Source organism: Ruegeria sp. AP11 (genome assembly GCF_056535865.1).
On record NZ_JBQFJB010000001.1, the window covers coordinates 679,430 to 705,746 of the forward strand.

28 protein-coding genes are annotated in these 26,317 nt (G+C 60.9%); 22 read left to right on the plus strand and 6 right to left on the minus strand.

All coding sequences use genetic code 11. The features are described 5' to 3' along the window. Positions 1–116: 116 nt before the first annotated feature. The 9 genes from ACR3E4_RS03445 (at position 117) to rpe (ending at position 8,188) form a co-directional block, all read left to right on the plus strand. Positions 117–1,331 carry a glycosyltransferase family protein gene (locus tag ACR3E4_RS03445; RefSeq protein WP_480534001.1) on the plus strand — a complete coding sequence of 405 codons (1,215 nt, stop codon included), beginning with the start codon at positions 117–119 and terminating at the stop codon, positions 1,329–1,331. After that, positions 1,328–2,575, plus strand: a complete 1,248-nt coding sequence (locus ACR3E4_RS03450; protein WP_480534003.1) for a glycosyltransferase family 4 protein — start codon at positions 1,328–1,330, stop codon at positions 2,573–2,575. Before ACR3E4_RS03445 ends, ACR3E4_RS03450 begins: the two co-directional genes overlap by 4 nt. Beyond that, positions 2,575–3,651 (plus strand): glycosyltransferase family 4 protein, encoded by a 1,077-nt coding sequence (locus ACR3E4_RS03455; RefSeq protein WP_480534005.1) that lies wholly within the window; start codon positions 2,575–2,577, stop codon positions 3,649–3,651. The genes ACR3E4_RS03450 and ACR3E4_RS03455 overlap by 1 nt, the downstream gene beginning before the upstream one ends. Further along, a complete protein-coding gene (locus tag ACR3E4_RS03460) occupies positions 3,648–4,232 on the plus strand; it encodes a histidine phosphatase family protein (RefSeq protein ID WP_480534007.1) in 585 nt (194 codons plus the stop codon). Before ACR3E4_RS03455 ends, ACR3E4_RS03460 begins: the two co-directional genes overlap by 4 nt. Further along, positions 4,229–5,371, plus strand: a complete 1,143-nt coding sequence (locus ACR3E4_RS03465; protein WP_480534009.1) for a glycosyltransferase family protein — start codon at positions 4,229–4,231, stop codon at positions 5,369–5,371. The genes ACR3E4_RS03460 and ACR3E4_RS03465 overlap by 4 nt, the downstream gene beginning before the upstream one ends. Beyond that, complete coding sequence (locus ACR3E4_RS03470) at positions 5,368–6,144, plus strand: polysaccharide deacetylase family protein (RefSeq protein WP_480534011.1); 777 nt, start codon at positions 5,368–5,370, stop codon at positions 6,142–6,144. Before ACR3E4_RS03465 ends, ACR3E4_RS03470 begins: the two co-directional genes overlap by 4 nt. Then, on the plus strand, positions 6,141–6,617 hold the full coding sequence (locus ACR3E4_RS03475) for a class I SAM-dependent methyltransferase (RefSeq protein ID WP_480534013.1): 477 nt from the start codon (positions 6,141–6,143) through the stop codon (positions 6,615–6,617). Before ACR3E4_RS03470 ends, ACR3E4_RS03475 begins: the two co-directional genes overlap by 4 nt. 30 nt (positions 6,618–6,647) lie before the next feature. Then, a complete protein-coding gene (locus ACR3E4_RS03480; protein ID WP_480534015.1) occupies positions 6,648–7,331 on the plus strand; it encodes a DUF1045 domain-containing protein in 684 nt (227 codons plus the stop codon). A gap of 167 nt (positions 7,332–7,498) precedes the next feature. Beyond that, on the plus strand, positions 7,499–8,188 hold the full coding sequence (rpe, locus tag ACR3E4_RS03485; RefSeq protein WP_480534017.1) for a ribulose-phosphate 3-epimerase: 690 nt from the start codon (positions 7,499–7,501) through the stop codon (positions 8,186–8,188). A 154-nt stretch (positions 8,189–8,342) separates the two neighbouring features. On the opposite strand, the gene ACR3E4_RS03490 is transcribed toward rpe, so the two are convergent. Next, positions 8,343–10,436, minus strand: a complete 2,094-nt coding sequence (locus ACR3E4_RS03490) for a 3-hydroxyacyl-CoA dehydrogenase NAD-binding domain-containing protein (protein ID WP_480534019.1) — start codon at positions 10,434–10,436, stop codon at positions 8,343–8,345. 236 nt (positions 10,437–10,672) lie between these two features. Here ACR3E4_RS03490 and ACR3E4_RS03495 point away from each other — a divergent pair, with 236 nt between their 5' ends. The 9 genes from ACR3E4_RS03495 (at position 10,673) to ACR3E4_RS03535 (ending at position 17,706) form a co-directional block, all read left to right on the plus strand. Next, entirely contained in the window at positions 10,673–11,491 is an 819-nt protein-coding gene (locus ACR3E4_RS03495) for a cyclase family protein (RefSeq protein ID WP_480534021.1), read from the plus strand. A gap of 193 nt (positions 11,492–11,684) precedes the next feature. Next, positions 11,685–11,903 (plus strand): DUF1127 domain-containing protein, encoded by a 219-nt coding sequence (locus tag ACR3E4_RS03500; protein WP_480534023.1) that lies wholly within the window; start codon positions 11,685–11,687, stop codon positions 11,901–11,903. Between the two features lie 193 nt (positions 11,904–12,096). Continuing rightward, a complete protein-coding gene (gene pcaF / locus ACR3E4_RS03505; RefSeq protein ID WP_480534025.1) occupies positions 12,097–13,299 on the plus strand; it encodes a 3-oxoadipyl-CoA thiolase in 1,203 nt (400 codons plus the stop codon). A gap of 15 nt (positions 13,300–13,314) precedes the next feature. Beyond that, complete coding sequence (gene paaA / locus ACR3E4_RS03510) at positions 13,315–14,307, plus strand: 1,2-phenylacetyl-CoA epoxidase subunit PaaA (protein ID WP_480534027.1); 993 nt, start codon at positions 13,315–13,317, stop codon at positions 14,305–14,307. Positions 14,308–14,330: 23 nt separating this feature from the next. Further along, positions 14,331–14,615, plus strand: a complete 285-nt coding sequence (gene paaB / locus ACR3E4_RS03515; RefSeq protein ID WP_170404692.1) for a 1,2-phenylacetyl-CoA epoxidase subunit PaaB — start codon at positions 14,331–14,333, stop codon at positions 14,613–14,615. Next, positions 14,615–15,382 carry a 1,2-phenylacetyl-CoA epoxidase subunit PaaC gene (paaC, locus tag ACR3E4_RS03520; RefSeq protein WP_480534029.1) on the plus strand — a complete coding sequence of 256 codons (768 nt, stop codon included), beginning with the start codon at positions 14,615–14,617 and terminating at the stop codon, positions 15,380–15,382. Before paaB ends, paaC begins: the two co-directional genes overlap by 1 nt. Before the next feature lie 6 nt (positions 15,383–15,388). Further along, the gene (gene paaD, locus ACR3E4_RS03525) at positions 15,389–15,847 is read left to right on the plus strand and encodes a 1,2-phenylacetyl-CoA epoxidase subunit PaaD (RefSeq protein ID WP_480534031.1); all 459 of its coding nucleotides are present in this window, start codon (positions 15,389–15,391) and stop codon (positions 15,845–15,847) included. A gap of 14 nt (positions 15,848–15,861) precedes the next feature. Further along, positions 15,862–16,935, plus strand: coding sequence for a 1,2-phenylacetyl-CoA epoxidase subunit PaaE (paaE, locus tag ACR3E4_RS03530; protein WP_480534033.1), 1,074 nt, complete (start codon positions 15,862–15,864; stop codon positions 16,933–16,935). Positions 16,936–16,947: 12 nt separating this feature from the next. Then, positions 16,948–17,706, plus strand: coding sequence for a Phenylacetic acid catabolic protein (locus ACR3E4_RS03535; RefSeq protein WP_480534035.1), 759 nt, complete (start codon positions 16,948–16,950; stop codon positions 17,704–17,706). Between the two features lie 3 nt (positions 17,707–17,709). On the opposite strand, the gene ACR3E4_RS03540 is transcribed toward ACR3E4_RS03535, so the two are convergent. The 5 genes from ACR3E4_RS03540 to paaG all read right to left on the minus strand — a co-directional run bounded on the left by ACR3E4_RS03540 (position 17,710) and on the right by paaG (position 21,152). After that, entirely contained in the window at positions 17,710–17,925 is a 216-nt protein-coding gene (locus tag ACR3E4_RS03540; RefSeq protein WP_480534037.1) for a hypothetical protein, read from the minus strand. Between the two features lie 69 nt (positions 17,926–17,994). Further along, positions 17,995–18,591, minus strand: a complete 597-nt coding sequence (locus ACR3E4_RS03545) for a TetR/AcrR family transcriptional regulator (RefSeq protein ID WP_480534039.1) — start codon at positions 18,589–18,591, stop codon at positions 17,995–17,997. A gap of 22 nt (positions 18,592–18,613) precedes the next feature. Further along, a complete protein-coding gene (gene paaK / locus ACR3E4_RS03550; RefSeq protein ID WP_480534041.1) occupies positions 18,614–19,921 on the minus strand; it encodes a phenylacetate--CoA ligase PaaK in 1,308 nt (435 codons plus the stop codon). A gap of 15 nt (positions 19,922–19,936) precedes the next feature. After that, a complete protein-coding gene (gene paaI / locus ACR3E4_RS03555; RefSeq protein WP_480534043.1) occupies positions 19,937–20,365 on the minus strand; it encodes a hydroxyphenylacetyl-CoA thioesterase PaaI in 429 nt (142 codons plus the stop codon). A gap of 1 nt (position 20,366) precedes the next feature. After that, positions 20,367–21,152, minus strand: a complete 786-nt coding sequence (gene paaG, locus ACR3E4_RS03560; RefSeq protein WP_480534045.1) for a 2-(1,2-epoxy-1,2-dihydrophenyl)acetyl-CoA isomerase PaaG — start codon at positions 21,150–21,152, stop codon at positions 20,367–20,369. A gap of 179 nt (positions 21,153–21,331) precedes the next feature. On the opposite strand from paaG, the gene ACR3E4_RS03565 reads away from it, so the two are divergent. The 4 genes from ACR3E4_RS03565 to paaZ are packed head-to-tail and all read left to right on the plus strand — an operon-like array spanning position 21,332 to position 26,315. Next, positions 21,332–22,351 (plus strand): TRAP transporter substrate-binding protein, encoded by a 1,020-nt coding sequence (locus ACR3E4_RS03565; protein WP_480534047.1) that lies wholly within the window; start codon positions 21,332–21,334, stop codon positions 22,349–22,351. Between the two features lie 55 nt (positions 22,352–22,406). Continuing rightward, a complete protein-coding gene (locus ACR3E4_RS03570; protein ID WP_480534049.1) occupies positions 22,407–22,913 on the plus strand; it encodes a TRAP transporter small permease in 507 nt (168 codons plus the stop codon). After that, positions 22,910–24,262, plus strand: a complete 1,353-nt coding sequence (locus ACR3E4_RS03575; protein ID WP_480534051.1) for a TRAP transporter large permease — start codon at positions 22,910–22,912, stop codon at positions 24,260–24,262. Before ACR3E4_RS03570 ends, ACR3E4_RS03575 begins: the two co-directional genes overlap by 4 nt. A 28-nt stretch (positions 24,263–24,290) precedes the next feature. Continuing rightward, positions 24,291–26,315 carry a phenylacetic acid degradation bifunctional protein PaaZ gene (gene paaZ / locus ACR3E4_RS03580; RefSeq protein ID WP_480534053.1) on the plus strand — a complete coding sequence of 675 codons (2,025 nt, stop codon included), beginning with the start codon at positions 24,291–24,293 and terminating at the stop codon, positions 26,313–26,315. Positions 26,316–26,317 lie beyond the last annotated feature (2 nt).

Below are 26,317 nucleotides of genomic sequence, written 5' to 3' on the forward strand. Positions count from 1 at the left end.
CAATGTTTGCAACATTTGCACGGCGCAGCCTGCCCCTTTGGCAAGCGGGCACAGAACATATACGATAACAGGTGCAAACGCGCGGAGTTGCACCGGAACCCGAAACAGGCGAAGGCATGAGCCTAGGAACAGCAGACGAAACACACAGCCGCGCGCCGCGCATCTTGCTTTACAGCCACGACACGTTCGGTCTGGGCCATTTGCGCCGGTCGCGCGCTCTGGCTGCCGCGATAACGCAGGCTGACCCTACAGCTTCGGCCCTGATTTTGACCGGCTCGCCCGTGGCAGGACGCTTCACTTTTCCACGCCGCGTTGACCATGTGCGCCTGCCCGGGGTCACCAAGCGCGCCGATGGTTCTTATGCAGCGCGGACCATCGGAATGGGGATCGAGGAAGTCACCGATCTGCGCTCGAGCCTGATCCAGACCGCAGTTGAGCAATTCAACCCCGACGTGCTGATCGTCGACAAGGAACCCACCGGCTTTCGCGGAGAGTTGCTGCCGACCCTGGAACACCTCGAACGCACCAGAACTACCAAAATGGTACTGGGTTTGCGCGACGTTCTGGATGAGCCCGAAGTGCTGGCCGCCGAATGGCACCGCAAGGATGCCATCGCCGCGACCGAGCGGTTCTATGACGAGATCTGGGTCTATGGCCTGCGCTCGATCTATGATCCGACACAGGGTCTGCCGCTCAGCGCTTCTGCGCAGCAGCGCATTCACTGGACCGGCTACCTGCGGCGCGATCTGGGTCCGGTGGGCGAGCCTCCTGAACAACCCTATATCCTGATCACGCCCGGCGGCGGTGGTGATGGCAAGGCGATGGTCAATCTTGTCCTGTCGGCCTACGAAAAAGACCCGGAATTGTCGCCACGCGCGGTTTTGGTTTATGGTCCGTTCCTGTCCGGTGAACTGCGGGAAGAATTTGAAACCCGCGTCGCGGCACTGAATGGTCGCGTTAAGGCTGTCGGCTTCGAATCCCAAATCGAAACCCTGTTTGCCGGTGCCGCCGGTGTCGTTTGCATGGGTGGTTACAATACGTTTTGCGAGGTTCTTTCATTCGACAAACGCGCTGTCATCGTGCCCCGCACGACCCCCCGGCTTGAGCAATGGATACGTGCCTCGCGTGCCGAGGATCTGGGGCTGGTGCGGATGCTGGACGAAAACCGGGACGGGCTGACTGCTGACGCGATGATCCGTGCGATCCGCAAGTTGCCGGGCCAACCGCTGCCCTCGCAAGCCATGCGCGCCGGATTGCTGGACGGTCTTAACTACGTCACCCACCGTGTGGACGCCCTGCTGGGAACGGAACAAGAGCGCGCCACCGGATGACCACCCAATCGCCCAAGCTTGCGGTGCTGGTCAAAGGCTGGCCGCGCCTGTCCGAGACGTTCATCGCGCAAGAGCTGGTGGCGCTGCAGGAGGCCGGTCATCAGTTCGACATCTGGTCGCTGCGTCACCCCACCGACACCAAACGTCACCCGTTGCACGACAGGTTTCAGGGTCAGGTGCATTACCTGCCGGAATACCTGTATGACGAGCCGCAACGGCTGCAAGCCGCCCGTCTGCGTGCCCAGCGCCTGCCCGGCTATGAACGGGCCTATCAGGTCTGGCGGCAAGACCTGCGCCGCGACCCCACGCATAATCGCATCCGCCGCTTTGGTCAGGCCTGCGTTCTGGCTGCCGAGCTGCCTAAGCAGACTCAGGTGCTTTATGCGCATTTCATGCATACGCCCTCATCGGTGGCACGTTACGCCGCGATCATGCGCGGCCTGCCCTGGAGCTTTTCGGCCCATGCCAAGGACATCTGGACCTCGCCGGAGTGGGAAAAACGCGAAAAGCTGCAGGCCGCCACGAATGGCGCGGCTTTCGGCGCGACCTGCACTGCCATCGGGGCCGATCATCTGCGTTCACTCGCCGATGACCCGGCCCGGATCGACTTGATCTATCACGGGCTGGACCTGTCGCGCTTTCCCGCACCGCCAGAACGCAAGCCGCGGAAAGTCGGGGCGCCGTTCCGAATGCTCTCTGTCGGTCGTCTGGTCGAAAAGAAAGGCTTTGACCGGCTGCTCGACGCGTTTGCGCTTTTGCCTGTGACACTGGACTGGCACTGGACCCATATCGGCGGCGGCACACTCGGCCAGAGGTTGGAGGCGCAGGCCGATGCGGCAGGGCTGACCCATCGGATCAGTTGGAAAGGGGCCTGCAATCAGCCCGAGGTGATATCCGAAATGCAGCAGGCTGATCTGTTTGTCCTGCCCAGCCGTATCGCCGAAGACGGCGACCGGGACGGGTTGCCCAATGTGTTGATGGAAGCTGCTTCGCAGCACCTGGCGATTCTATCCACGCCAATCTCGGCCATACCGGAGTTCATCGAGAGTGGCGTCCATGGCACCTTGTCCAACGATGAGCCCACCGCTCTGGCCCGCGCCATTGTCGATCTGGCCGAACACCCCGATACAGCGGCCCGCATGGCAGGGGCCGCATATGAGCGGTTGATTGCAGAGTTCCAGATGGACCCCGGCATCCGCCGCCTGTCCGACCGGCTGAACGCCCTGTGCACGGATCGGGCCTGATGGTTCGGGTTGCTTTCTACGCACCGATGAAATCCCCCGACAGCCCCACACCTTCGGGCGATCGTGAAATGGCGCGGAACCTGATGAAGGCCATCGGGGTGCAGGGGGATCGGGTCGAACTCGCCTCGCGGCTTCGGGTCTATGACAAAACCGGTGACCGGCAGGTGCAGAAAGCGCTTGAGACTGAGGCACAGGCTGAGGCTGACCGTTTGATTCGTGATTTGCCCGCTGAAACGAACCTGTGGGCGACCTATCACAACTATTACAAAGCCCCCGATCTTTTGGGGCCAGTCGTCAGCCGTGCGCGCGGTATTCCTTACGTCCAGCTTGAAAGCACCCGCGCGACAAGTCGGCTGAACGGGCCTTGGGATCGCTTCGCTCGCAGCGCCCATGCGGCCTGTGACGCGGCGCGGGTCATATTCTACCACACGGCAAACGACCTGATCACGCTGGAACGTGAGCGATACGCCGAGCAGCAGCTGGTGGAACTGCCCCCTTTCCTGCCGGTCACTACGTTGCCGGGCGCGTCGACGCTGGATGGTCCGATGCTGACCGTGGGAATGATGCGCGAAGGGGACAAGCTGACCTCGTACACCATTCTGGCGGAAACGCTGGCGCATCTGACCGGGGACTGGACGCTGGATATCGTCGGTGACGGTCCCGCGAGATCGCAAGTCGAGGCGCTCATGACGCCATTTGCGGGTCGTGTCCGATATCTCGGACAGCTTGACCGTGCAGAGTTGCAGCAGGTCTATGAGCGTGCCTCACTGTTGATCTGGCCCGGTTTCAACGAGGCCTATGGCATGGTCTATCTCGAAGCGCAGGCCAGCGGTGTGCCGGTCGTGGCCCAGGATCGCCCTGGTGTGGTCGACGTTCTGCTGCCCTCTGACTATCCAAGTGTTGATGTCGGAGCGGCTGGTCTGGCGACCCACATTCAGACATATCTGAAAGATCCGGAATTACGCCGGGCCGAGGGCGAACGCGCCCGCCGCTATGTCGCCGCGCGCCACCTGCTGCCCGCTGCAACCGATACATTCTGGTCTGCCGTCAGACCGCTGTTGGAGGATCGCACATGACCCGTTTGGCCTTATTGCGTCACGGACACACCGACTGGAACCGCGCAGGCCGCATTCAAGGACGCAGCGACATCCCGCTGGATGACGAGGCGCGCGCCGAGCTGTCGGGTTACAGCCTGCCTGCCCCGTGGGATTCCGCCTCGGTCTGGTCCAGCCCCCTGGCGCGCGCGGCGGAAACTGCGCAGCTGGTTTCGGGGCGCGCGCCGCAGGCCTCTGATGCCCTGATCGAGATGAACTGGGGAGACTGGGAAGGAAAGCGCGGTGTGGACCTGATCCAGATACCGGACAGTGGCTACCGGCATATCGAAGACTGGGGCTGGGGCTTCCGCCCACCCGGCGGAGAGAGCCCGGCCGAGATTTGGACGCGTATCGAACCCTGGCTGGCAACACTCAACGGTGACACGCTGGCCGTCTGTCACATCGGCATCATGCGGGTGATCCTTGCCAAGGCCTGGGGTTGGGATTTCGCGGGGCCAGCCCCGTTCAAGATCAAGCGGAACAGGTTTTATGTCGTCGACCTCAACACCATGCAGGCCGAGGCCGAGCCAATCCGGTTGATCCCGCGCGAGGTCGGCCCATGAGGGTGATGATCTCGGTCACCCATCTGCTGGGGACCGGACATCTCAGCCGTGCGCTGACACTGAGCCGCGCCTTCGTGCAACAGGGCCACGAGGTATTTGTCGTCTCGGGCGGTATGCCTGCCCCGCAACTGAGCACCGAAGGGATGGCCGTTCTGGGGCTGCCTCCGCTGCGGTCGGACGGCACCAATTTCACAAGATTGCTGACCCAAGGCGGAGAGGAGGCAGGCCCGGACTATCTGGCCGCACGCCTCACCGCGCTGACCGAAGCGCTGCGCAGTTTTCGGCCCGAGGTCTTCATCACCGAACTCTATCCCTTTGGCCGCCGCTCGCTTGCGGCTGAATTCCTCGCGGCGCTGGAGGTGGCACAGTCTTTGCCGATCCCACCGGTCATACTAAGCTCGGTCCGCGACATACTCGCACCGCCATCCAAGCCTGCAAAGGCCGAGCGTGCGGATGAAGTCATCGCGCAGTATTACGACGGCGTGCTTGTTCATTCCGATCCAGATATCGCAAAGCTTGAGGTCAGCTGGCCGGTCTCGGATCAGTTGGCTTCACGATTGCACTATACGGGCTTTGTTGCCTCACCAGCTCCGCTCCCTCATCCAGATGGTGTGGGGCGGGGTGAGATTATGGTGAGCACGGGTGGCGGTTCGGTCGGGCAGCCGATCTTTCGAGCGGCCATCGAGGCCGCCCGAAAGATGCCCAACAGGCGCTGGCGCCTGTTGGTGGGGGGGCAAGATGCCCCGTCGCGCATTGCCGAATTGTCGGAATTGGCCAAAGAAGCCCCGATTACCATCGAACCCGTCCGGCCCGACTTTCGCCAAATGCTGCCGCTGGCGGCCGCATCGGTCAGCATGTGCGGCTATAACACGGCGATGGATCTGTTACAGAGCGGCACCCCTTCGGTTCTGGTCCCCTTCGATGACGGCAATGAGGTGGAACAGAGCTTGCGCGCAGACAGTCTTGCCCGGCTTGACGGGATTGCGGTCCTGAAAAGCGACAATCTGAATGGCCAGTCCCTTGCCGATGCGTTGACCCGCGTCTTATCCGGACCAAAGCGCAACGCGCTGACAGATGGTTTCGATGGCGCCCACCAGACCGTCGAGATCGCAACCCGCTTGAGGAAAGCCAAAGGATGACACCCGACTGGAAGCCTCTGCAAACGGAACTGGAGCTTTGGCTGGCAGCGGGTCTGTCCTTGCCGCTCTGGTGGCGAGACGACGACGCGGTTGATATCACGCCGCAGCTCGAAACCCTGAGCGCCTTGTCAAAGTCGCTTGGATTGCCAGTCCATCTGGCCGTGATCCCGAAGGGCGCACAGACCGAACTTGCGGAATACGTCCGCGCGCATCCCGAATTGATCCCGGTCGTGCACGGCTGGGCGCATCGGAACTATGCGCCAACGGCTGAAAAGAAAGCCGAGTTCCGCCTTCACCGCCCAACAGACGCTGTTGTGGCTGATGCTGAGGCGGGTCTGACCCGATTGCGTGATATATTCGGCGCACAGCTATGCCCGATGTTGGTCCCACCATGGAACCGGATCGCCCCGGAAATTGCCGCGCATCTGCCCGCGTTGGGCTATCGTATCCTGTCCACCGCAACAGCGCGCAAAACCTTGCTGGCGGCTCCTAATCTGGAACAAGTGAACACTCATCTGGACCCGATAGATTGGCACGGCACGCGCGGTCTGGTCGATCCCGCGCGTTTGATCGCGCAAACAGTGGCGCTTTTGCGGGATCGGCGCGAAGGGCGTGCGGATAACACGGAACCGTTTGGGATGTTGACGCACCATCTGGTCCATGATCAAGACGTCTGGATCTTTACGCAGGAGCTGCTGCAACGATTGCTTGATGGGCCGGGCGTACCCTGGACTGCTGCGCATGAACCAATGACAAAAGGAAAGCCCGAATGAGCAGACTTGATTCCATGCTGCGCCGCCTGACAGCCCAACGTGACGGGCTGAATTGGGCCGCCGCGCAGATCGAGGGCACAGAAGGCGACGTGCTCGACATGGGGCTGGGCAATGGGCGCACCTATGATCACCTGCGGGAAATCCTGCCCGAACGCCGAATCTGGGTGATGGACCGGGTTCTGCAATGCCATCCGGACAGCACACCACCAGCCGCAGACTTCCTGCAAGGCGAGGCGGAACCGATGCTGGCGGAACTGGCCACACAAGGTCGCACGATCGCACTGGCGCATTACGATTTCGGGCGCGGCATCAAGACCGAAGACGTGGCCGAGGCGGCGCGCCTCAGCCCTCTGATCGCGCAGGTTATGCGCCCCGGAGGGTTGTTGATCTCGGGTCAGCCCCTTGTAGGATTCGATCAGATCGGGGGGCCAGAAACCATCGCTCCGGACCGGTATCTGTTCTACCGGGCCTGATCGGGCGCTGTGTTGCACGGAGACACCAGGATGGAGTTCACGCGTTACGCAATCTATTTCCTGCCCCCGCCCGAGGCTGATTGGGTTCGGTTCTGCACTGCGTGGCTGGGTTGGGACGTGGGCACGGGCCAGCCGGTTCCGCATCCAGAGCTCCCTGGCATCAATGTCGCAGCCGCTACGGACACGCCTCGCAAATACGGGCTGCACGCCACCCTGAAGCCGCCATTTCGCCTGCGCGATGGGCAAACTCTCGCAACCTTGAAAACCGCGTGTGCAGAACTTGCGCAAAAACAGCAGCCAGTGATTTTGTCAGGGTTACAGGTCACTCCGCTGGGCCGGTTTCTGGCGCTGGTTTCAGATGGTGACACCGCCCCCGTCAACGCGCTGGCCGCTGCCTGCGTGCGCGATCTGGACAGGTTCCGTGCCCCATTGTCCGAGGTTGAACTGACCCGTCGCCGCACCGCCAGACTGACGCCCGAGCAAGAGGCCAACCTCACCCTATGGGGTTATCCGCATGTGATGGACGGCTTCCGCTTTCACATCACCCTGAGCGGTAAGCTTGACAAAACTACTCTGCGCGCAGTCCACAGCCTGCTGAAGACGCGGCTCGGACCTACGCTTCCAGCATCATTGGAAATCCGTGATCTGTCCCTGGTCGGTGAGGCCACCGATGGCCGGTTTCATCTGCTGCACCGCTATCGCTTGGGACAGTAAACCGGGGCCAAAAACAAATCCCGGCACTTCATCTTTTTAAAAATACTCAAAATCACCTCCCAACGCCCAGCACCCTCGCACCCCATAATTCGCGGCCAATGGGACTACCCTTCAAAGCCCAAGGCGGTTATATGCGCTCGCAACCCAGATCCCACACGAGGCCCGCCATGCGCTTTGACCGCTCCATCAAGATCGCACCCTCCATCCTCTCTGCCGATTTCGCCAATTTCGGGCAGGAAATTCAGGCCATTGAAGCGCAAGGCGCAGATTGGGTCCATGTCGATGTGATGGACGGGCATTTCGTGCCGAACCTCACTTTCGGCCCGCCCGCGGTCAAGGCGTTTCGTCCGCACGTGAAGACGGTGATGGATGTGCACCTGATGATCGCTCCGGTCGATCCTTATATTCAGGCCTATGCCGATGCGGGCGCCGATATCCTGACCGCCCATGTCGAGGCTGGCCCACACACGCACCGCACCCTGCAGGTCATTCGAGGTGCAGGTATGAAGGCGGGTGTGGCGCTGAACCCGGGCACTCCGGCCGAAGCAATTGAACATCTGCTGGACCTGACCGACTTGGTTTGCGTCATGACGGTGAACCCGGGCTTCGGCGGCCAGAAATTCATCGATATGACAGCCAAAGTGCGCCGCCTGCGCGAGATGATCGGCGATCGTCCGGTACATATTGAGATTGACGGCGGCGTTGATCCGACAACCGCACCTCTGGTCGCGGCAGCTGGCGCCGATGTCCTGGTTGCCGGGTCTGCCGTGTTCAAGGGTGGATCAGTGAGCAACCCATCTGTCTATGGCGACAACATTCGCGCCGTGCGCGCAGCTGCCGAAAGCGCGCTTGGCTGATCACTGGTACTCCCGCCAGTCGTCGACGTTCCTGACGGAACGCCTCCTCCTGTTGAGCCCGGCATCGCGCAAAGCGCGATGCCGGGCTCAAGGCCGCAAGCGGTATTGGCGTAGCCAATGCTGCGCGGGCGCGGGAGCATTCCGGTTGATGCGATCAACCCGATTTGTTCAGATCATCAAAGCTGAGGCCCTCGGCGACCAGTTGCTCAAGCAACGGCGCGGGTTGCCAGAAATAGGCATCCTCTTCGGACCATTTGCGGATATCGCTCAATACGGTCGGCAGCCCCTGCAGGTCCGCCCATTTCAGCGGGCCACCCCAATAGCGCGGAAAACCATAACCATAGAGCAGGGTGACATCCACATCCAGCGGCCGAAGCGCGATGCCTTCACCAACCACGCGCGCCGCTTCATTCACCATCGCGGTCATATAGCGCCGCACGATCTCAGCATCCGAAAAGCTGCGCGCCGTCAGCCCCTGCGCTGCCCGGTCCGCTTCGATCAGCGGCATCACCTCGGGGTTCGGAACTCCGCCGCGCTGCCCCTGCTCATAGACGTAGAAACCTTTGCCCGTCTTCTGGCCGAAATGCCCTGCCTCGCAAAGCTTGTCTGCATAGAAACTGTCGCGCGCGCGCGGGTCCATTCCCGCAGCGCGTTTGCGCTTGCGTGAAGCCCATCCAATATCCAACCCGGCCAGATCGGACACCGCAAACGGCCCCATCGGGAATCCGAACCCCGTCATCGCCCTGTCGATCTGATACGGGGACGCACCGTCCAGCACCATGTGATCCGCACAAGAGCGATAAGCGCTGAGGATCCGGTTGCCAATGAACCCGTCACACACACCAGCCCGGACCGAGACTTTGCCCAGACGTTTGCCCAATGCGAACCCGGTTGCCACCACATCCGGCGCTGTCCGATCCGCCACGACGATTTCAAGCAGCTTCATGACATGAGCGGGCGAGAAAAAGTGTAACCCGATCACATCTTCGGGCCGACTGGTGGATGCCGCGATCTCATTGATATCGAGATATGAGGTATTGGTCGCCAGAACCGTCCCCGCCTTACAGACCGCATCCAGCTGCGTGAAGACCTGTTTCTTGACATCCATGTCCTCAAAAACGGCTTCGATCACTAGATCAGAAGTGCCCAGCACCGCGTAGTCTGATGAAAGCGTCAGCCTGTTTTGCAGGATGTCGTCATGACCTTCGGGGCTCAGTTTCCCGCGTTTCACAGCACCTTTCAGATTTGCAGCAATCCTGTCTCTGGCTGCATCGGTCGCGTCTGACGACATTTCGAGCAGGACCACCGACAGACCTGAAAGCAATGCAGCAGACGCTATGCCTGCACCCATTGTGCCGCCGCCAACGACACCGACCTGCTGCAGCGCGCGCGGTGCGATCCCTTCCAGTTCGGGGAGCTTCGACACCGCGCGTTTGGCGAAGAAGGCGTGGATCAGCCCTTTGCGCTGATCCGAGGCCATAAGGTCCATGAACAATTCGCGTTCGCGCGCCAGACCTGTCGCAAAATCTTCGGCCTCGCAGGCCGCCTGAACCGCGCGCACGGCAACCGCAGGCGAAAGCTGACCCCGCCCTTTCTTCAGCACCGCATCATAGGTCGCGTCAAAATCGACCGGGACGGGCGCGGGCATATCACAGACCGCACGACGTGGCGCGTTGCCGGCGAGCAGTTCGCGCACATAGGCCAGCCCAATTTCGCGCGGCTCGCCCTCTTCCACACGATCCAGCACTCCCAGTTCCAACGCTTCGCGGGCCTGTACGTGCCGCCCGGTCGTGATCATGTCCAATGCGGCTTCTGCTCCGGTCAAGCGCGGCAATCGCTGGGTCCCACCGGCACCCGGCAGGATACCCAGATTGACCTCGGGCAGCCCGACCTTCGCCGAAGGCACCGCGATCCGGTAATGGCAGGACAGCGCCACCTCGAGCCCGCCACCCAGCGCGGTGCCGTGCAGGGCTGAAACCACCAGCAAAGGCGAGGCCTCGATACGGTTGCACAACGCAGGCAGCCACGGGTCCTGCGGGGGTTTGCCAAATTCCCGGATGTCGGCACCCGCGAAATAGGTTCGTCCGTCGCCATAGATCAACACAGCGCGCGCACCCTCGGCCTCGGCACGTTCGATCCCGGCCAGAATGCCACGACGCACCTCAACCCCCAGCGCATTTACCGGCGGGTTTTGCGCGGCCAGCACCACGATATCATCGATTTTCTCATAGCCGATCGCTTGGGACATGCGCCTGACCTCTCCACCCGAGTTTCATTCGCGACAAAGACTGGCCCGGTCCGGCCCGGTATTCAAGTATATTTTCGACCAACCGTTCGGTTTTTAAAACACAACACCGCTCTAACGGATATGTGAGCGCCACCAGAACCGGGGCGCGCTATCGTCTGCATGTGCAGCTATAATTGTACTTTGCCCGGTGCACGGGGCACTATCCAAAGATCAGCGCCATTAAAAGGAGAGCTAACATGTGCGATATTTGCGTGATGAATGCCGTGAAAGACCGAATGATGTCCCGGCGATCCTTCTTCAAGGCCGGGGCGTCGGTCGCGGCCGGCGCGGCGCTTGGGGTGGCCAGTACCCCCCCTGCTTTGGCGGCAGGCGCTGGTGAGGTCGTGGACATGACCCATATCTATGACGCTGATTTCCCAACCTATTTCGGACAACCCGGAATCGAGGCCACACAGGCCTTCAACTTCAAGGATCACGGCTTTAACCTGTTCAATCTTGTGGTCAACGAACATACCGGCACGCATATCGATGCACCACTGCACTTTTCAGCTGACGGCCAGTCGGTTGACGAGATTCCGGTATCCAACCTTGTCTGCCCGCTTTGTGTGGTCGATATCGCCGCTCGGGCGGCTGAGGATGCGGATGCTCAGGTCACCCCGGATGATCTGAAGGCATGGATTGATGCCAACGGGCCGATACCTGATGGCGCTTGTGTGGCGATGCATTCCGGATGGGGGGCAAAGACGGCCACAACCGGTTTCCGCAATGCCGATGATGAGGGTAAGATGCACTTCCCCGGTTTCCACGTCGAAGCTGCGCAGATGCTGATGGATGAAACCGGCGCTGTTGCGCTGGCCGTGGATTCTCTGTCTCTGGATCACGGGCCATCAGCAGATTTTGCAACCCATTACGCGTGGCTGCCCACCAACCGCTATGGCATCGAGAATCTGGCCAATCTCGACAAAGTCCCCGCCAGCGGAGCCACGCTGGTCGTTGGGGCCCCTGCCCATCGTGGCGGCTCGGGCGGGCCGGCGCGGATTTTTGCGATGGTCTGAAGCAACGGCAGGCAAATTGACGCAGCATTTGGGCAGGGCGTCGGCTCTGCCCTTAATTTTAAGGGAAAGTCGCGGTTCTTATGCCCTGAATTGCACTCGCTGCACGGCCGCTATGTCCTGGGTGCTATGGCCACATTACCGGGGTTGCGATAGGCAGATTGCCGAAATTCAGCGATCAGCGGGACCCGGATATATGCGATCTTCAGCAACGCAAATTTTTTCCCTGCACTCAGCCTTTGAAGCGACCACTGATATTGCCAGGGGCATTCTACAGGCCATCACAGAAATTGGCACCGCGCGTGTAAAAGTCCGCAAGATTCAGGCGCTGTGGTCCCTGTCCGACGCAGAGCTGGACGCTCGCGGTCTGCGCCGCGAAGACATTGTGCGACTGGTCATGGCCGACGTGATCTGACCAACCCAGATCACCCTTCATAAAACAGCCCGCAATCCTGCGGGCTTTTTCTTTGGGTCGAACCAATATGTTACCGTTTTCCCGCTTTTGAAGAGATTGCGTTACATTTTACTTGCCGCGAATCAGTGTCGAGCTTATTAACCGACCTAGCGGTCACTTAATGACGTGACATCAAAATCGGAGCCCTCGCCCAATGGACGCCTTTATCTGCGACGCCCAGCGCACCCCAATCGGACGGTATGGCGGAAGCCTCAGCCAGGTGCGGACGGATGATCTGGCGGCGATCCCCATTGCGGCCCTGATGGCGCGCAATCCGCAGGTCGACTGGGCGAGCGTGGACGACGTGATCTATGGCGACGCCAATCAGGCGGGTGAAAGCAACCGCAATGTGGCGCGGATGGCCGCATTGCTGGCGGGGCTGCCCATCGATGTGCCCGGCACGACGATCAACAGGCTCTGTGCCTCGGGTATGGACGCGGTGGGCATGGCGGCCCGTGCGATCCGGGCCGGGGATTATGACATGGCCATCGCCGGGGGCGTCGAAAGCATGTCGCGCGCGCCTTTTGTGATGCCCAAGGCAACCTCGGCCTTTTCGCGCGCCAATACGGTTTATGACACCACGATCGGCTGGCGCTTCGTGAACCCGAAAATGCGGCAAAATTTTGGCATCGACTCTATGCCCGAAACAGCAGATAACGTAGCGGAAGCTTATGGCATCGGCCGCGCCGATCAGGACGCCTTTGCCGAACGCAGCCAGGCCCGCTGGGCCGCGGCGCACCAGACCGGGGTGTTTCAGGAGGAGATCACCCCGGTCACAATCCCGCAGCGTAAAGGTGATCCGGTGGTCGTCGACACCGACGAGCATCCGCGCCCGGGGACCACAGCCGAGAAACTGTCAGGCCTGAAAGGCATCAACGGGTCGGACAAGACCGTAACCGCCGGGAACGCATCCGGGGTGAACGACGGGTCGGCGGCCATTCTGATGGCGAATGAAGCTGCGGCAGCAAAGAACAATCTGACCCCGATGGCCCGCGTGGTTGGAATGTCCGTGGCCGGGGTCGAACCACGCGTAATGGGCATTGGCCCGGTTCCAGCCAGCCAGAAGGTGCTGGCCCGTGCCGGGCTCAGCATCGATCAGATGGATGTGATAGAATTGAACGAGGCTTTTGCCTCGCAAGGTCTTGCGACGCTGCGCGAGTTGGGCGTGGCGGACGACGCCCCGCATGTGAACCCGAACGGAGGCGCAATTGCGATTGGCCACCCTCTTGGGATGAGCGGTGCGCGGCTGGTGATGACTGCGGCCTATCAACTGCGCCGCACGGGCGGACGCTATGCGCTTTGCACCATGTGCGTGGGCGTCGGACAGGGCGCGGCACTTATTCTCGAACGCGTGTAAGGGAGGAGACCCGACATGTATGCTCAGATGATCAAGACTGCCGGAACAGGCGTAAAAACCCGCGAGGAGATGTCCGAGCAGGAACGCGCCTTTCAGGACAAGATCGACGCCGATATCAAGATCGAACCCAAAGACTGGATGCCGGACGATTACCGCGCCACCCTGATCCGCCAGATCGGCCAGCACGCGCATTCCGAGATTGTCGGCCAGCTGCCCGAAGGCAACTGGATCACCCGCGCACCCACACTGGAGCGCAAGGCGATCCTGTTGGCCAAGGTGCAGGATGAGGCCGGACATGGGCTGTATCTGTATTGCGCTGCCGAGACACTGGGCGTCAGCCGGGACGAGATCACCGAGATGTTGCTGGACGGGCGCATGAAATACTCGTCGATCTTCAACTATCCGACGCTGAACTGGGCCGATATCGGCGCCGTGGGCTGGCTTGTCGATGGGGCCGCGATCATGAACCAGGTGCCGCTGCAGCGGACGTCTTTCGGGCCCTATTCGCGGGCGATGATCCGCATCTGCAAGGAAGAGTCGTTCCATCAGCGGCAGGGCTATGACGCCATCCGCAAGATGGCCGAGGGCACGCCGGAACAGCGCCGGATGGCGCAGGATGCGATGAACCGGTTCTGGTATCCGTCGCTGATGATGTTCGGGCCATCCGACAAGGACTCGGTCCATTCGGCGCAGTCGATGGCGTGGAAGATCAAGATCAACACCAATGACGAGCTGCGCCAGAAATTCGTCGACCAGACCGTGCCGCAAGCGGAATATCTGGGCCTGACCATTCCCGACCCGGACCTGAAATGGAACGAGGAACGCGGGCACTACGATTTCTCGGAACCCGACTGGTCCGAGTTCTTCGATGTCATCAAAGGCAACGGCCCCTGCAATGTCGACCGTCTGGCCGCGCGCAATAAGGCTTGGGACGACGGCAAATGGGTGCGCGACGGGCTGCTGGCCCATGCCCGCAAGAAACGCGCCGCAAATCTGGCTGCAGAATAAGACTGCCCTGAGGAGGATACCAAATGAACAACGAATGGCCCCTGTGGGAAATCTTCATCCGCGGACAGCATGGTATGAGCCACCGCCATGTCGGCTCATTGCACGCACCGGACGCGGAAATGGCGATCAAGAACGCACGCGACGTCTATACCCGTCGCAACGAAGGCGTTTCGATCTGGGTGGTTGAGGCCAACAATATCTCGGCCTCATCGCCCAGCGACAAAGGCCCGCTATACGAACCAAGCGAAAGCAAAGTGTACCGCCATCCGACCTTCTTCGACATTCCCGAAGAAGTGGGGGCGATGTAATGAGTGTCTCGGTTTCCAACGACGCTTTGGTGCAGTTCCTGCTGCGGATGGGGGACAATACCCTGATCCTCGGCCACCGCGTCAGCGAATGGTGCGGTCATGCGCCGGTGCTGGAAGAAGACATCGCGCTGGCCAATACCGCCCTGGACCTGATCGGCCAGACCCAGATGTGGCTGGGCCTCGCGGGTGAGATCGACGGCGGCAAATCCGCCGATGATCTGGCCTTTCTGCGCGACGCGTGGGATTTCCGCAATGTGCTGCTGGTCGAAATGCCGAACGGCGATTTCGGCCGCACCCTGATGCGCCAGTTCCTGTTTGATGCATGGCATTCGATCATGCTGGGGCGTCTGATGACATCCTCTGACGAACGGGTCGCGGCGATTGCCGCCAAGGCCAGCAAAGAGGTCACCTATCACCTCGAACGCTCAGGCGACACGGTGGTCGGGCTGGGCGACGGCACCGAGGAAAGCCATGCCCGGATGCAGGAGGCGCTGGATTATCTCTGGCCCTATGTGGGCGAGATGTTTGCCAGCGATGATGTCGATACCGAGATGGTCGCGGCGGGGATCGCCCCGAGCCCGGCTGATCTGCGCGCAGAATATGACGCTCTGGTCGGGCGCGTGCTGTCCGAGGCAACCCTGACCATTCCCGATAGTCGCTTTGCCCACAAAGGCGGGCGCGACGGGCGGATGCATACCGAGCATCTGGGCCATCTGCTGACACAGATGCAATGGCTGCAACGCGCCTATCCCGGCGCGACGTGGTAAGGGCTGATGCGGGCCTCGACCGATCAGGTGTGGGAATGGCTGGACGCGGTTCCCGACCCCGAAATCCCGGTGATTTCGGTCGTCGATCTGGGCATCGTGCGCGATGTGCGGTGGGATGATGACACGCTGAAGGTGACGGTCACACCGACCTATTCCGGCTGCCCGGCAACATCGGTCATCAGCATGGATATCGAAACCGCACTGCGCGATCACGGGATCGACGAGATACGCATCGAGACCAGCATCGCCCCTGCATGGACCACCGATTGGCTCAGCGACAAGGGTCGCGCCCGACTTGAGGAATACGGCATCGCCCCGCCCCAGCCCGCCGGTGGACCCGAACGCTGCCCCCATTGTGGCAGCAAGGCGGTCGAGAAGGTCAGCCAGTTCGGCTCGACCCCGTGCAAAGCCCATTGGCGCTGCAGCGACTGTTTGGAACCTTTTGACTATTTCAAGTGCATCTGAGGGAGGATCACCGGATGGCACGCTTTCACGACCTGGAAGTCACCGACATTCAAAAAACCATCCGCGATGCGGTGGTGGTGACGTTGAAACCGGCCAATGGATCGGCCGAGGATTTTGACTTTACCCAAGGCCAGTACCTGACCTTCCGCCGCGATTTCGACGGGGAAGAACTGCGCCGGTCCTATTCGATCTGCGCGGGCAAGGATGAGGGCATTCTGCAGGTCGGGATCAAGCGCGTGGAGGGCGGCGCATTCTCGACCTGGGCCAACACCGATCTGAAGGTGGGCGATACGGTGCAGGCGATGCCGCCGATGGGCAGTTTTCACACCGCGATCGATCCCTCCGCCGAAAAGCAGTATCTGGGCTTTGCCGGTGGCTCAGGCATCACGCCGGTTCTCTCGATCCTCAAAACCACGCTGGCCCGGGAGCCGCATTCCCGGTTCACGCTGGTCTATGCCAACAAGGGCGTGAACACGATCATGTTCCGGGAAGAGCTTGAGGATCTCAAGAACCTCTACATGGGCCGCCTGAACGTCATCCACGTTCTGGAAACGGATGCGCAGGAAATCGAGCTTTTCACCGGTCTGGTCACGCAAGACAAATGCGCCGAACTTTTCGAACACTGGATCGATATCCAGAATGTTGACACGGCCTTTATCTGCGGACCCGAGCCAATGATGCTGGGCATTGCCTCAGCCCTGCGGGCGCACGGGCTGAATGACGGGCAGATCAAGTTCGAACTCTTCGCCAGCGCCCAGCCCGGCCGGGCCAAGCGTAAGGTTAGCGCTGCGGATACGGCCTCGCAGGCGAACCAGACCAAAGCCTCGGTCACGATGGATGGGGCGACGCAGACGATCACCATGCCCAAGGATCAGTCGATCCTTGACGCCGCGTTGGAGAATGCGATGGACGCACCTTATGCCTGTAAGGCCGGGGTCTGTTCGACTTGCCGCTGCCGGGTGCTCGAGGGCGATGTCGAGATGGTCGCCAATCACGCGCTGGAAGACTACGAGGTCGAGAAAGGCTATGTCCTGAGTTGTCAGGCCTATCCGCTGACCGACATCGTGGTCGTGGACTACGATCAGTAGACGGAGGGAATGATGGCTGAAGACATGACAATCGAGAGCTATCTGGCAGCAGGTGGCGTACTGAGTAACCCGACCAATGTGCCGCCTCGTTACCGCGCCGAGTTGATGAAGCTGATGGCGACGTTTGTGGACAGCGAACTGGCGGGGGCGGCGGGTTTTGCCGACATCATCAATCAGGGCCCCGGCATCAAGGAACGTATCGCCGCGGCGAAGATTGTGCTGGAAAAAACCGACAACGCGGATCGAGTCCTGAATATCATGGGCGAGTTCGGGGCCAATATCGACCGCTATGCCAATCACCATCCCTGGACCACACGTCTGGATCGCGATGCGGATATCGGGGCCACGCGATCCGAACACGACATGCGCCTTGCGGTGTTCAACTATCCCATTGAGGGGTGGGAGGACGCCGTTGTGATGAACCTGCTGATGAGTCAGGCCGTTGCCGTTCAACTCGCTCAGTTCTCGCAAATCTCCTATCAGCCTCTGGCCGAAGCTTTCCGCGAAATTACTCCGGTTGAGGCGCGCCATGGGGAGTTGGCCCTAGAGGGCGCGCTGAAGCTGATCGAACAGGGCAAGGCTGCCAAGATGCAGGAATCGGTCGATTATTGGTGGCCCCGCGTGGCGGCCAGTTTCGGAGCCGGAACCGCGGAGAAAACCGAGACACTGCGCAAGCTGGGGCTACGGCAGGCGACCGGGGCCGAGATGAAAGATCAGTGGGTGACGAAAGCGACCGAGCAGGTCGGCAAACTGGGGCTGACAGCGCCGTAACCCTTACGGCTGGCGTTTTCGGCTAAGCAACCCATATTTCACAGCCAATCCGCGAAAGGACCGACGCTTGCGACGGTCTTTTTTCACTGCCTGCTGGTCCTGCGCGCCCCTTTTGCGGTTGAACTCGAACACATCAATCACGCGTTCGGCGCAGCCGCAGGCTTCGCCCAGACCAACTTTGGCAAAGTAGAATTTGTCGAAACGCTCAGGGCTATTCATGAAGGGCCTCCGCCCTTATTCAAACCCATCCGGGCGACAGATCCAAATCAACTCTGCGCCAGCCTCGCATCAAAGACCGTCAACACCTGACAAAGTCAGATCGCTGACCAGCGCGGCGTAGTCGCTGCGCGCCTCGGCATCCGCGCCTGCATTCCACATGTAAAACCAGTTCAGCATCCCGAATACGGACATGGTGGTGGCCCGCAGCTTGGCCGCATCATCCCTGAACGTCGCAGGCGCAATGTTCGCGATGATATCACTGACAAACACCACTAGATCCCGCTGATATCCGCGCAGCAGCTTCTGCTGATCCTCGGGCAAGGCGGACATGCCGCTTGTCTGCACGCGGTGCTCGTCATCCACGCCCTGATAGGCCAGCAGGATTTCCCGCATCACGCGCCTTAGACGATCCGCCGGCTGCAGCCCCTCAAGATCCAGCCCACAAATCTGGTCACGCAACTGCCGCAGATAGCTGTCGAGCATGTCAAACAGAATGGCGTCCTTGCTGTCGTAGTAGTGATAGATATTGGCCTTGGATATCCCGCATTCGCGCGCCAATTGAGACATCGACGCGCGGTCAAAACCCTCCTGCGCAAAGACGCGGGCGGCGGATTTCAGAATGCGAGCCCGCTTGTGGTCGTGGTCTTTTGCTATCGTGCGCGCCAAATCCTGACCCTCCGTCTCTGTCTCAGTTGTCGCGATTGTCGACCACGCGCCGGGCCTTGCCCTGCGAACGCTCGACCTCGCCCGGCTCGCCTATATCGATCTCGGTCGAAATGCCAACCACCTCTTTGATCCGGCGTGACAGCATCCGGGCGGCGGCGGTTTTGCTCAGCTCATCCGCGGCATCCGGCGTCGCCTCGACATGCACGCGCATCGCGTCCATCCGCCCGGCCTTGTAGAGTTCGATCTGGTAGTAGGGCGCAAGGCCCCCCGTTGCCAGCACCTGTTCCTCGATCTGGCTGGGGAACACGTTCACGCCGCGCAGGATGATCATGTCGTCCGAACGTCCTGTGATCTTTTCCATCCGCCGCATCGACCGCGCCGTGCCGGGCAGCAGTCGGGTCAGATCCCGGGTGCGATAGCGGATCATCGGCAGGCCCTCTTTGGTCAGGGTGGTGAAGACCAGCTCGCCAATCTCACCATCGGGAAGAACCTCGCCTGTCACGGGGTCGATGATCTCGGGAAGGAAGTGATCCTCCCAGATCACGGGCCCGTCTTTGGTCTCGACGCATTCATTGGCGACGCCTGGCCCCATGATCTCGGACAGACCATAGATGTCGACGGCATGCATGTCGAAAGCTTGCTCAACCTCGGCACGCATCGAATCCGTCCAGGGTTCGGCGCCGAAGACACCAACAGCCAGCGAGCATTCGCGCGGGTCGAGGCCAACCTTATGATATTGCTCAAGAATATTCAGCATATAGGAGGGCGTCACCATGATCCCGTCCGGTTTGAAGTCGGTGATCAGATCGACTTGCTTGCCGGTCTGTCCGCCGCTCATCGGGACGACCGTGGCCCCCAGACGTTCGATCCCGTAATGCGCACCCAGACCGCCGGTGAACAGGCCATAGCCATAGGCGTTGTGCACCATATCGCCCCGGCGCAAGCCGCTGGCCCGCAAAGACCGCGCCACCAGATCCGCCCAATTGTCGATATCACCCTGCGTATAGCCCACCACGGTTGGCTTGCCGGTGGTCCCTGACGAGGCATGAACGCGGATGATCTGTTCGCGCGGGACGGCGAACAGGCCAAAGGGATAGTTCTCACGCAAATCGTTTTTGTAAGTGAACGGAAACCGCGCCAGATCGCTGAGCGATTGCAGGTCGTCCGGATGCACCCCGGCCTCGTCGAACCGCTGCCGATACATTGGCACGTTGTCATAGGCATGGCGCAGAGACCACTTGAGCCGGTCCAGCTGAAGCCCACGAATTTCATCAATCGAGGCGATTTCGATCGGATCGAGATCCGCCTTGTTCGGAGTAAGATCCTTCATGCCATCCCCCTTATCTCAGGTCTCGTCAAACACCGGCCCTTTGACCGCGCGGGAAAAGCCCCGAAACTCTGCGATCTTCTGGCCGGTCTGGTTTGTTACGGTTACGTCATAGATGCCGCTGCGCCCGGTCAGGCTCAGTTCCGTCGCGCGGGCTGTCAGCAGGTCGCCGGATTGCGCGGGCGCGACGTAACTGATCACATTATGCTGTGCGACGGTGGACTGGTTGCGGCTGTTGCAGGCAAAGGCAAAGGCGCTGTCGGCCAGCATGAAGGTCACGCCACCATGGCAGATACCATGCCCGTTGCAGTGATGGTCGGCCACCTGCAACGCGAGCGTTGCGGTGCCCTCATCCATCTCGACCAGTTCCATCCCCGCCCATTGCGAGGCATTGTCCCGTCCCCACATGGCGGCGCCAGCCTTTTGGGCGCGTTCCTTCGGCGTCATCTCATTCCCCCCGAAACACCGGCGCGCGTTTCTCCAGAAACGCGGTGACGCCTTCGGCATAATCCGCACTTTCGCCGCAGGTTTTCATCGCGTCCGCCTCAATCTCCAGATGATCGGTCAGCGTGTTCACGGCAGCCGCCTGTATCGTCTGTTTTGTCAGACCCAATCCCAACGTAGGCCCATTTGCGAATTGTTCTGTCAGCGCGCGCGCCTCGGGCATCAGATCAGCGTCGGGTATCGCCTTCCAGATCAGCCCCCAATCCGCCGCCTGCTGTGCTGGCAGCGGCTGCCCGGTCAGGGCCAGACCTTTGGCCCGCGCCTCACCCAACAGATGCGGCAAATGCCAACTGCCGCCCGTGTCAGGGATCAAGCCGACCTTGGAAAACGACTGGATGAACTTGGCAGAATCGGCGGCCAGAACCACATCGCAAGCCAACGCGATATTCGCGCCCGCCCCTGCCGCAACACCGTTGACGGCGCAGACAACCGGAAAATTCAGCGACCGGATCAGGCGCACCAAAGGGGCATAAAAGGTACGCACCGTGTAACCCAGATCGGGCGGGCCTTCCATCGTTGCGGGGTTTCGATCCCCCAAATCCTGCCCCGCACAGAAGCCGCGACCGGCCCCGGTCAGCAGCACCGCACGGGCTCCGTCATCGCGCGCGCCTTCGAGCGCAGCGCGCAGGGCATGGTGCATTTCATCGGTGAAACTGTTCAGGCGATCAGGGCGATTGAGTGTTATTTCAACCCATTGCCCCATATTCTGCGAAATAATCGTGTCGGACATGCCCGGTTCGCTTTTCATAAGTTACAACAAACTTCTTGCATAAACCGAACGGTTGGTCAATAAATTCTCCAAGCTTTTGTGACTCGGCGGTTCCGTAAGACCTGTTCAGAACCGTTGATAGTTACAAAACGAACCAATACCAGATTCACGACTTACGCTTTTGAGGAGGAGACCCGGTCATGAAATTCACCAAGCTCACCACACTGCTGGCTTCGGCAACATTGGCGGTGTCAGGCACCATCGCCTTTGCGGCCGATTACACGCTGACGATTTCCAGCTGGGCCCCGCCCACCCATGGCATCAACGCAAAGATGTGGCCCAAATTCGTTGAGATGGTGGAAGAGGCCACCGACGGGCAGGTCACCGCCGAGCTGAAGCTGGGCATTGCCCCGCCACCGGCGCAGATGGACCTGATCATGGACGGTGCTGCCGATGCCTCGATCATCTTCCACGGTTATCAGCCGGGCCGTTTCGTCACCACCAAGCTGATCGAACTGCCAGGTTATGAAGGTTCGGCCGAGGAAGCCTCAGTCGCTTATTGGCGCGCTTATGATAAGCATCTCAAGGCCGCGGATGAGCATCGTGGCGTCAAGGTCATCGCTCTGCACACGCACGGCCCCGCGCAGTTGCATTCCAGCACACCGGTCACCTCGCTGGAGGAAGTTTCCGGCCTGAAGGTACGCATCCCCGGCGGCGTTGGCGGTGATGTCGGTGCGGCGCTGGGCGCAACCGGCATTCAGGTGCCCGCCCCCAAGGTCTATGAAACGCTGGCCTCCAAGGCTGCTGATGGTGTCGTCATGCCGCTGGAATCGCGCAAGGGTTTCAAGCTGACCGAAGTGGCGCAGAACGTCTATGAAATGCCGGGTGGCCTTTATCGTGGTTCGTTTGCCTTCATCATGAATGAAGACACTTTTGCCGATCTGCCCGCAGACCTGCAAACAGCGCTTGAGGAAAACGTGTTCGGCGAACCGCTGAGCCGCGAGATCGGCAAGATCTGGGACGAGATCGACGCCACCGGTCGTGAAGCGACAGAAGCTGCGGAAGGCAATGCCATCAACGCCGCCACAGACGCGGACATGGAAAAGTTCTCGGCCATCGCCGAAGACATCCGTGGCAAGGTCATCGCCGAAGTTGACGCAACAGGCGTCGACGCGCAGGCCGCTTATGACATGATCAAATCGGAAATGTCCTCGAACTGATCCGAACGCGGGGCGGCCATATGCGCCGCCCTGCCCTTTCCTGCGCGAGTTCCCGATGATCCCAATAATTCAGCTAGTGCGCCGCGCCAGCGCCCTCCCCGTGATTGTGGCCAGCGCTGCCCTGTTCATCCTGATGGTGATGACCTTCTGCGACGTGATCCTGCGCTCGGTCTTCAACGCTCCGATTGAAGCCGCCACCGAGCTCACCCGCATTCTGATGGCGATTCTGGTGTTTTCGGTCTTGCCCATCGTCTCCACCACCAACGGCCATATCGCGGTCGACCTGACGGACGGGTTCTTCAATCGCCTGCATCTGTCACGGGCCCGCGACGTGGTGATTTACGTGGTCAGTGGCATCATGCTGTTCTGGCCGGTCCAGCGCGTCTGGGTTCTGGCCGAACGTGCGCGGGACTATGGGGATGTGACCGAGTATCTCTCGATCCCCACCTATCTGATCGGCTGGTTCATCACGCTGTCCGTCGCTGTCACCGCATTAGTGATGATCGCCACCGGAGTGCTGAAAGCCTTCGCCCCCCATACCCTGTCGGAGCCTCTGCAATGACCGCTGCGCTGATCGGATTTGCGATTGTTCTGGTTTTGGTGCTGATGCGCCTGCCTATCGTCTTTGCTATGGGCCTGGTTGGCACTTTGGGCTTTGCCTATGAACGCGGCGGCTCGATCTTTGACGAGCGGGGGCTGAAGGCGGCTATGTCCATGGTGGGCCGCCAGATCACAGATACCGCACAGGATTACGGCCTGTCCGTGGTGCCCCTGTTCATCCTGATGGGTCTGTTCGTAAACAAGGGCGGCATGGCGCGCGAGCTTTATGCCGTATCCAACGCCTTTCTGGGCCACATGCGCGGCGGTATCGCCATGGCGACGGTCGCGGCCTGCGGCGGGTTTTCGGCCATCTGCGGTTCGTCCTTGGCCACCGCGGCCACCATGTCCAAGGTCGCGATGCCGCAAATGCGCCGCTACGGCTATTCCGACGAACTTTCGACCGCCTCGATTGCAGCTGGTGGCACACTGGGTATTCTGATCCCGCCATCGGTCATTCTGGTCATCTATGGGCTGCTGACCGAAACCTCGATCGGCAAGCTGTTCATGGCGGGGATCATCCCTGGCATCCTTGGCATCTTGTTCTACCTCTTCGCCGTGCGCTGGACCGTCTGGCGCAACCCCGAGGCCGGACCAGCCGGGGAACGCGCCACCTGGTCCGAGCGTATCCGCGCGCTGGGTTCGGTCTGGGCCGTGCTGCTGCTGTTCTTTCTGGTGATCGGCGGGCTCTACGGCGCCTTCGACTTTGAACCGCTGAACCTGACCTTCTCACCGACCGAGGCCGCAGGCATGGGCGCCGCCGGGGCCTTCCTGATTGCCCTGTTTCGTGGCGGCCTGACGGTTGGGTCCACGTTCGAGGTATTGAAAGAAACCTGCTTTACCGCTTCGGCCCTGTTCGCCGTACTCATCGGTGCGCAGATATTCTCGAACTTCATCAATCTGGCCGGTTTGCCCGAGGCCCTGATCGCACTGGTCACGGCCTATGACGTCGCGCCCTTCGTTGTGATCCTTATGATCCTCGGCATCTACATCATTCTGGGCTGCGTGTTTGAGTCGCTCTCGATGCTGTTGCTGACCGTCCCGATCTTCTTCCCGCTGGTCACGTCGCTGAGCTATGATCCGATCTGGTTCGGCATCGTGGTTGTGGTGGTCACCGAAATCTCACTGATCACCCCGCCCGTGGGCCTGAACGTCTTCATCCTGAAGGGCGTGGTGGGCGATGTTTCGACCGGCACCATCTTTCGCGGCGTCACCCCGTTCTGGGTCGCCGATATCTTCCGCCTCGCGCTGATCGTGCTGGTGCCCATCGTGGTTCTGTACCTGCCGCAGCAAATGGGCGCATTGGGGCACTGAGCCCCGCCTCATCAAACAGGAGAACACCATGTCCCTGCATCAGATTTCCAGCTTTGCCGCTGGCACCTGGGTCGCGCCCGGAGAAGGCGCGCGCACCATCGCCTCCGCCATCACCGGCGCTTCGTTTGCCAGCGCTGGAAACGCAGCGCTAGACGTGCAGGCCATGCTGGATTACGCGCGCAACACCGGCGGCCCTGCCCTGCGCAAGCTCACGTTTCATGACCGCGCCCGGATGCTCAAGGCGCTGGCGCAAGAACTTTCGGCGCATAAACAGGCGCTCTACGATCTGAGTTTCGAGACCGGAGCGACCCAGAAAGACCACCTGATCGACATCGATGGCGGCATTGGCACCATGTTCGTCTTCGCCTCCAAGGGCAGACGCGAGATGCCGGACGCGCAGGTCTATCTGGACGGTGATATCGAGCAATTGTCGCGCAACGGCACCTTTCTTGGGCAACATATCTGTACGCCACTGCAGGGCGTGGCAGTTCATATAAACGCGTTCAACTTCCCGGTCTGGGGGATGCTGGAGAAACTGGCCCCGACGCTGCTTGCGGGCGTCCCCGCCATCGTGAAACCGGCCACCAACAGCTGTTATGTGACCGAACTGGCGGTTCGGATCATGCTGGACAGTGGCATCCTGCCTGCCGGTGCGCTGCAACTGGTCTCGGGCGGGTTGGGAGACATGCTGGATCACATGGGCTGTCAGGATGTAGTCAGCTTCACCGGCTCTGCCAATACCGCGCTCAAGTTGCGGCAGACGCCTGCGATCCTGCAGAACTCGGTGCGGTTCGTGGCGGAGCAGGACAGCCTGAACGCCTCGATCCTCGGACCGGATGCGGAACCCGGAACGCCCGAATTTGACCTGTTCATCAAGGAAGTCACTCGCGAGATGACAACCAAGGCGGGTCAGAAATGCACCGCCATCCGCCGCATCATCGCGCCCGAAGCACAAGTTGACGCGGTGATCGGAGCGCTGTCGGAACGGCTGGCCAAGATCACCATCGGCGACCCACGGGCCAAGACGACGCGCATGGGCGCGCTGGTGTCGAACGGGCAGAAGGCCGATGTGTTGGAAAAGGCCGCTCTGATCGGGCAAGAGGCTGAACGGGTGTTCGGCAACCCCGACGTGTTCGACCTGAACGGCCCCGAAACTGGCGCCTTTGTTCCCCCGATGCTGTATCACTGCGCCGACCCCGACACTGCACAGCGCGTGCATGACACCGAGGCATTCGGCCCGGTTTCGACCCTGATGGGTTATCGCGATCTGGATCATGCTGTGGCGCTGGCCAATCGCGGTCAGGGGTCTCTGGTCACGTCGCTGATCACCCATGATACCGATGTCGCGCGAGGCGTGGTGATGGGGTCTGCGGCGTATAACGGACGTATCTACATCAACGACCGTGACTCGATGGCGGAATCTACCGGCCACGGCTCCCCTTTGCCGCATATGGTGCATGGCGGGCCGGGCCGCGCGGGTGGCGGAGAGGAAATGGGCGGCGTGCGCGGTGTGAAACACTATATGCAGCGCACCGCCATTCAAGGCTCGCCCCGAATGCTCAGCGGCATCGGCACCCGATGGATCCCCGGAGCGCCCGATATCAAAGGCCCGGCGCATCCCTTTACCCGCAGGTTTGGCGAGTTGCAGGTCGGAGAGACCCTGCACACCGCCCCGCGCACCGTCACGCTGGAAGATATCGAGCATTTCGCCAATTTCACCGGCGATACCTTCTACGCTCATATGGACGAGGACGCGGCGGCACGAAATCCGTTCTTCCCCGGCCGTGTGGCGCATGGCTATCTGTTGCTCAGCTTCGCTGCGGGTCTGTTTGTCGAACCGAATGAGGGGCCAGTGCTGGCCAATACCGGGCTGGACGGGCTGCGGTTCATGAAACCCGTCATTGCCGGGGACAGCATCAAGGTGCGTCTGACGGTAAAGCAGAAAACCCCGCGTAACGACGATTATGGCGAGGTCCGCTGGCACGTCTCCCTGACCAATCAGGATGATGAGCTGGTGGCGGAATACGAGCTGCTGACAATGAACGCTCGTTGACC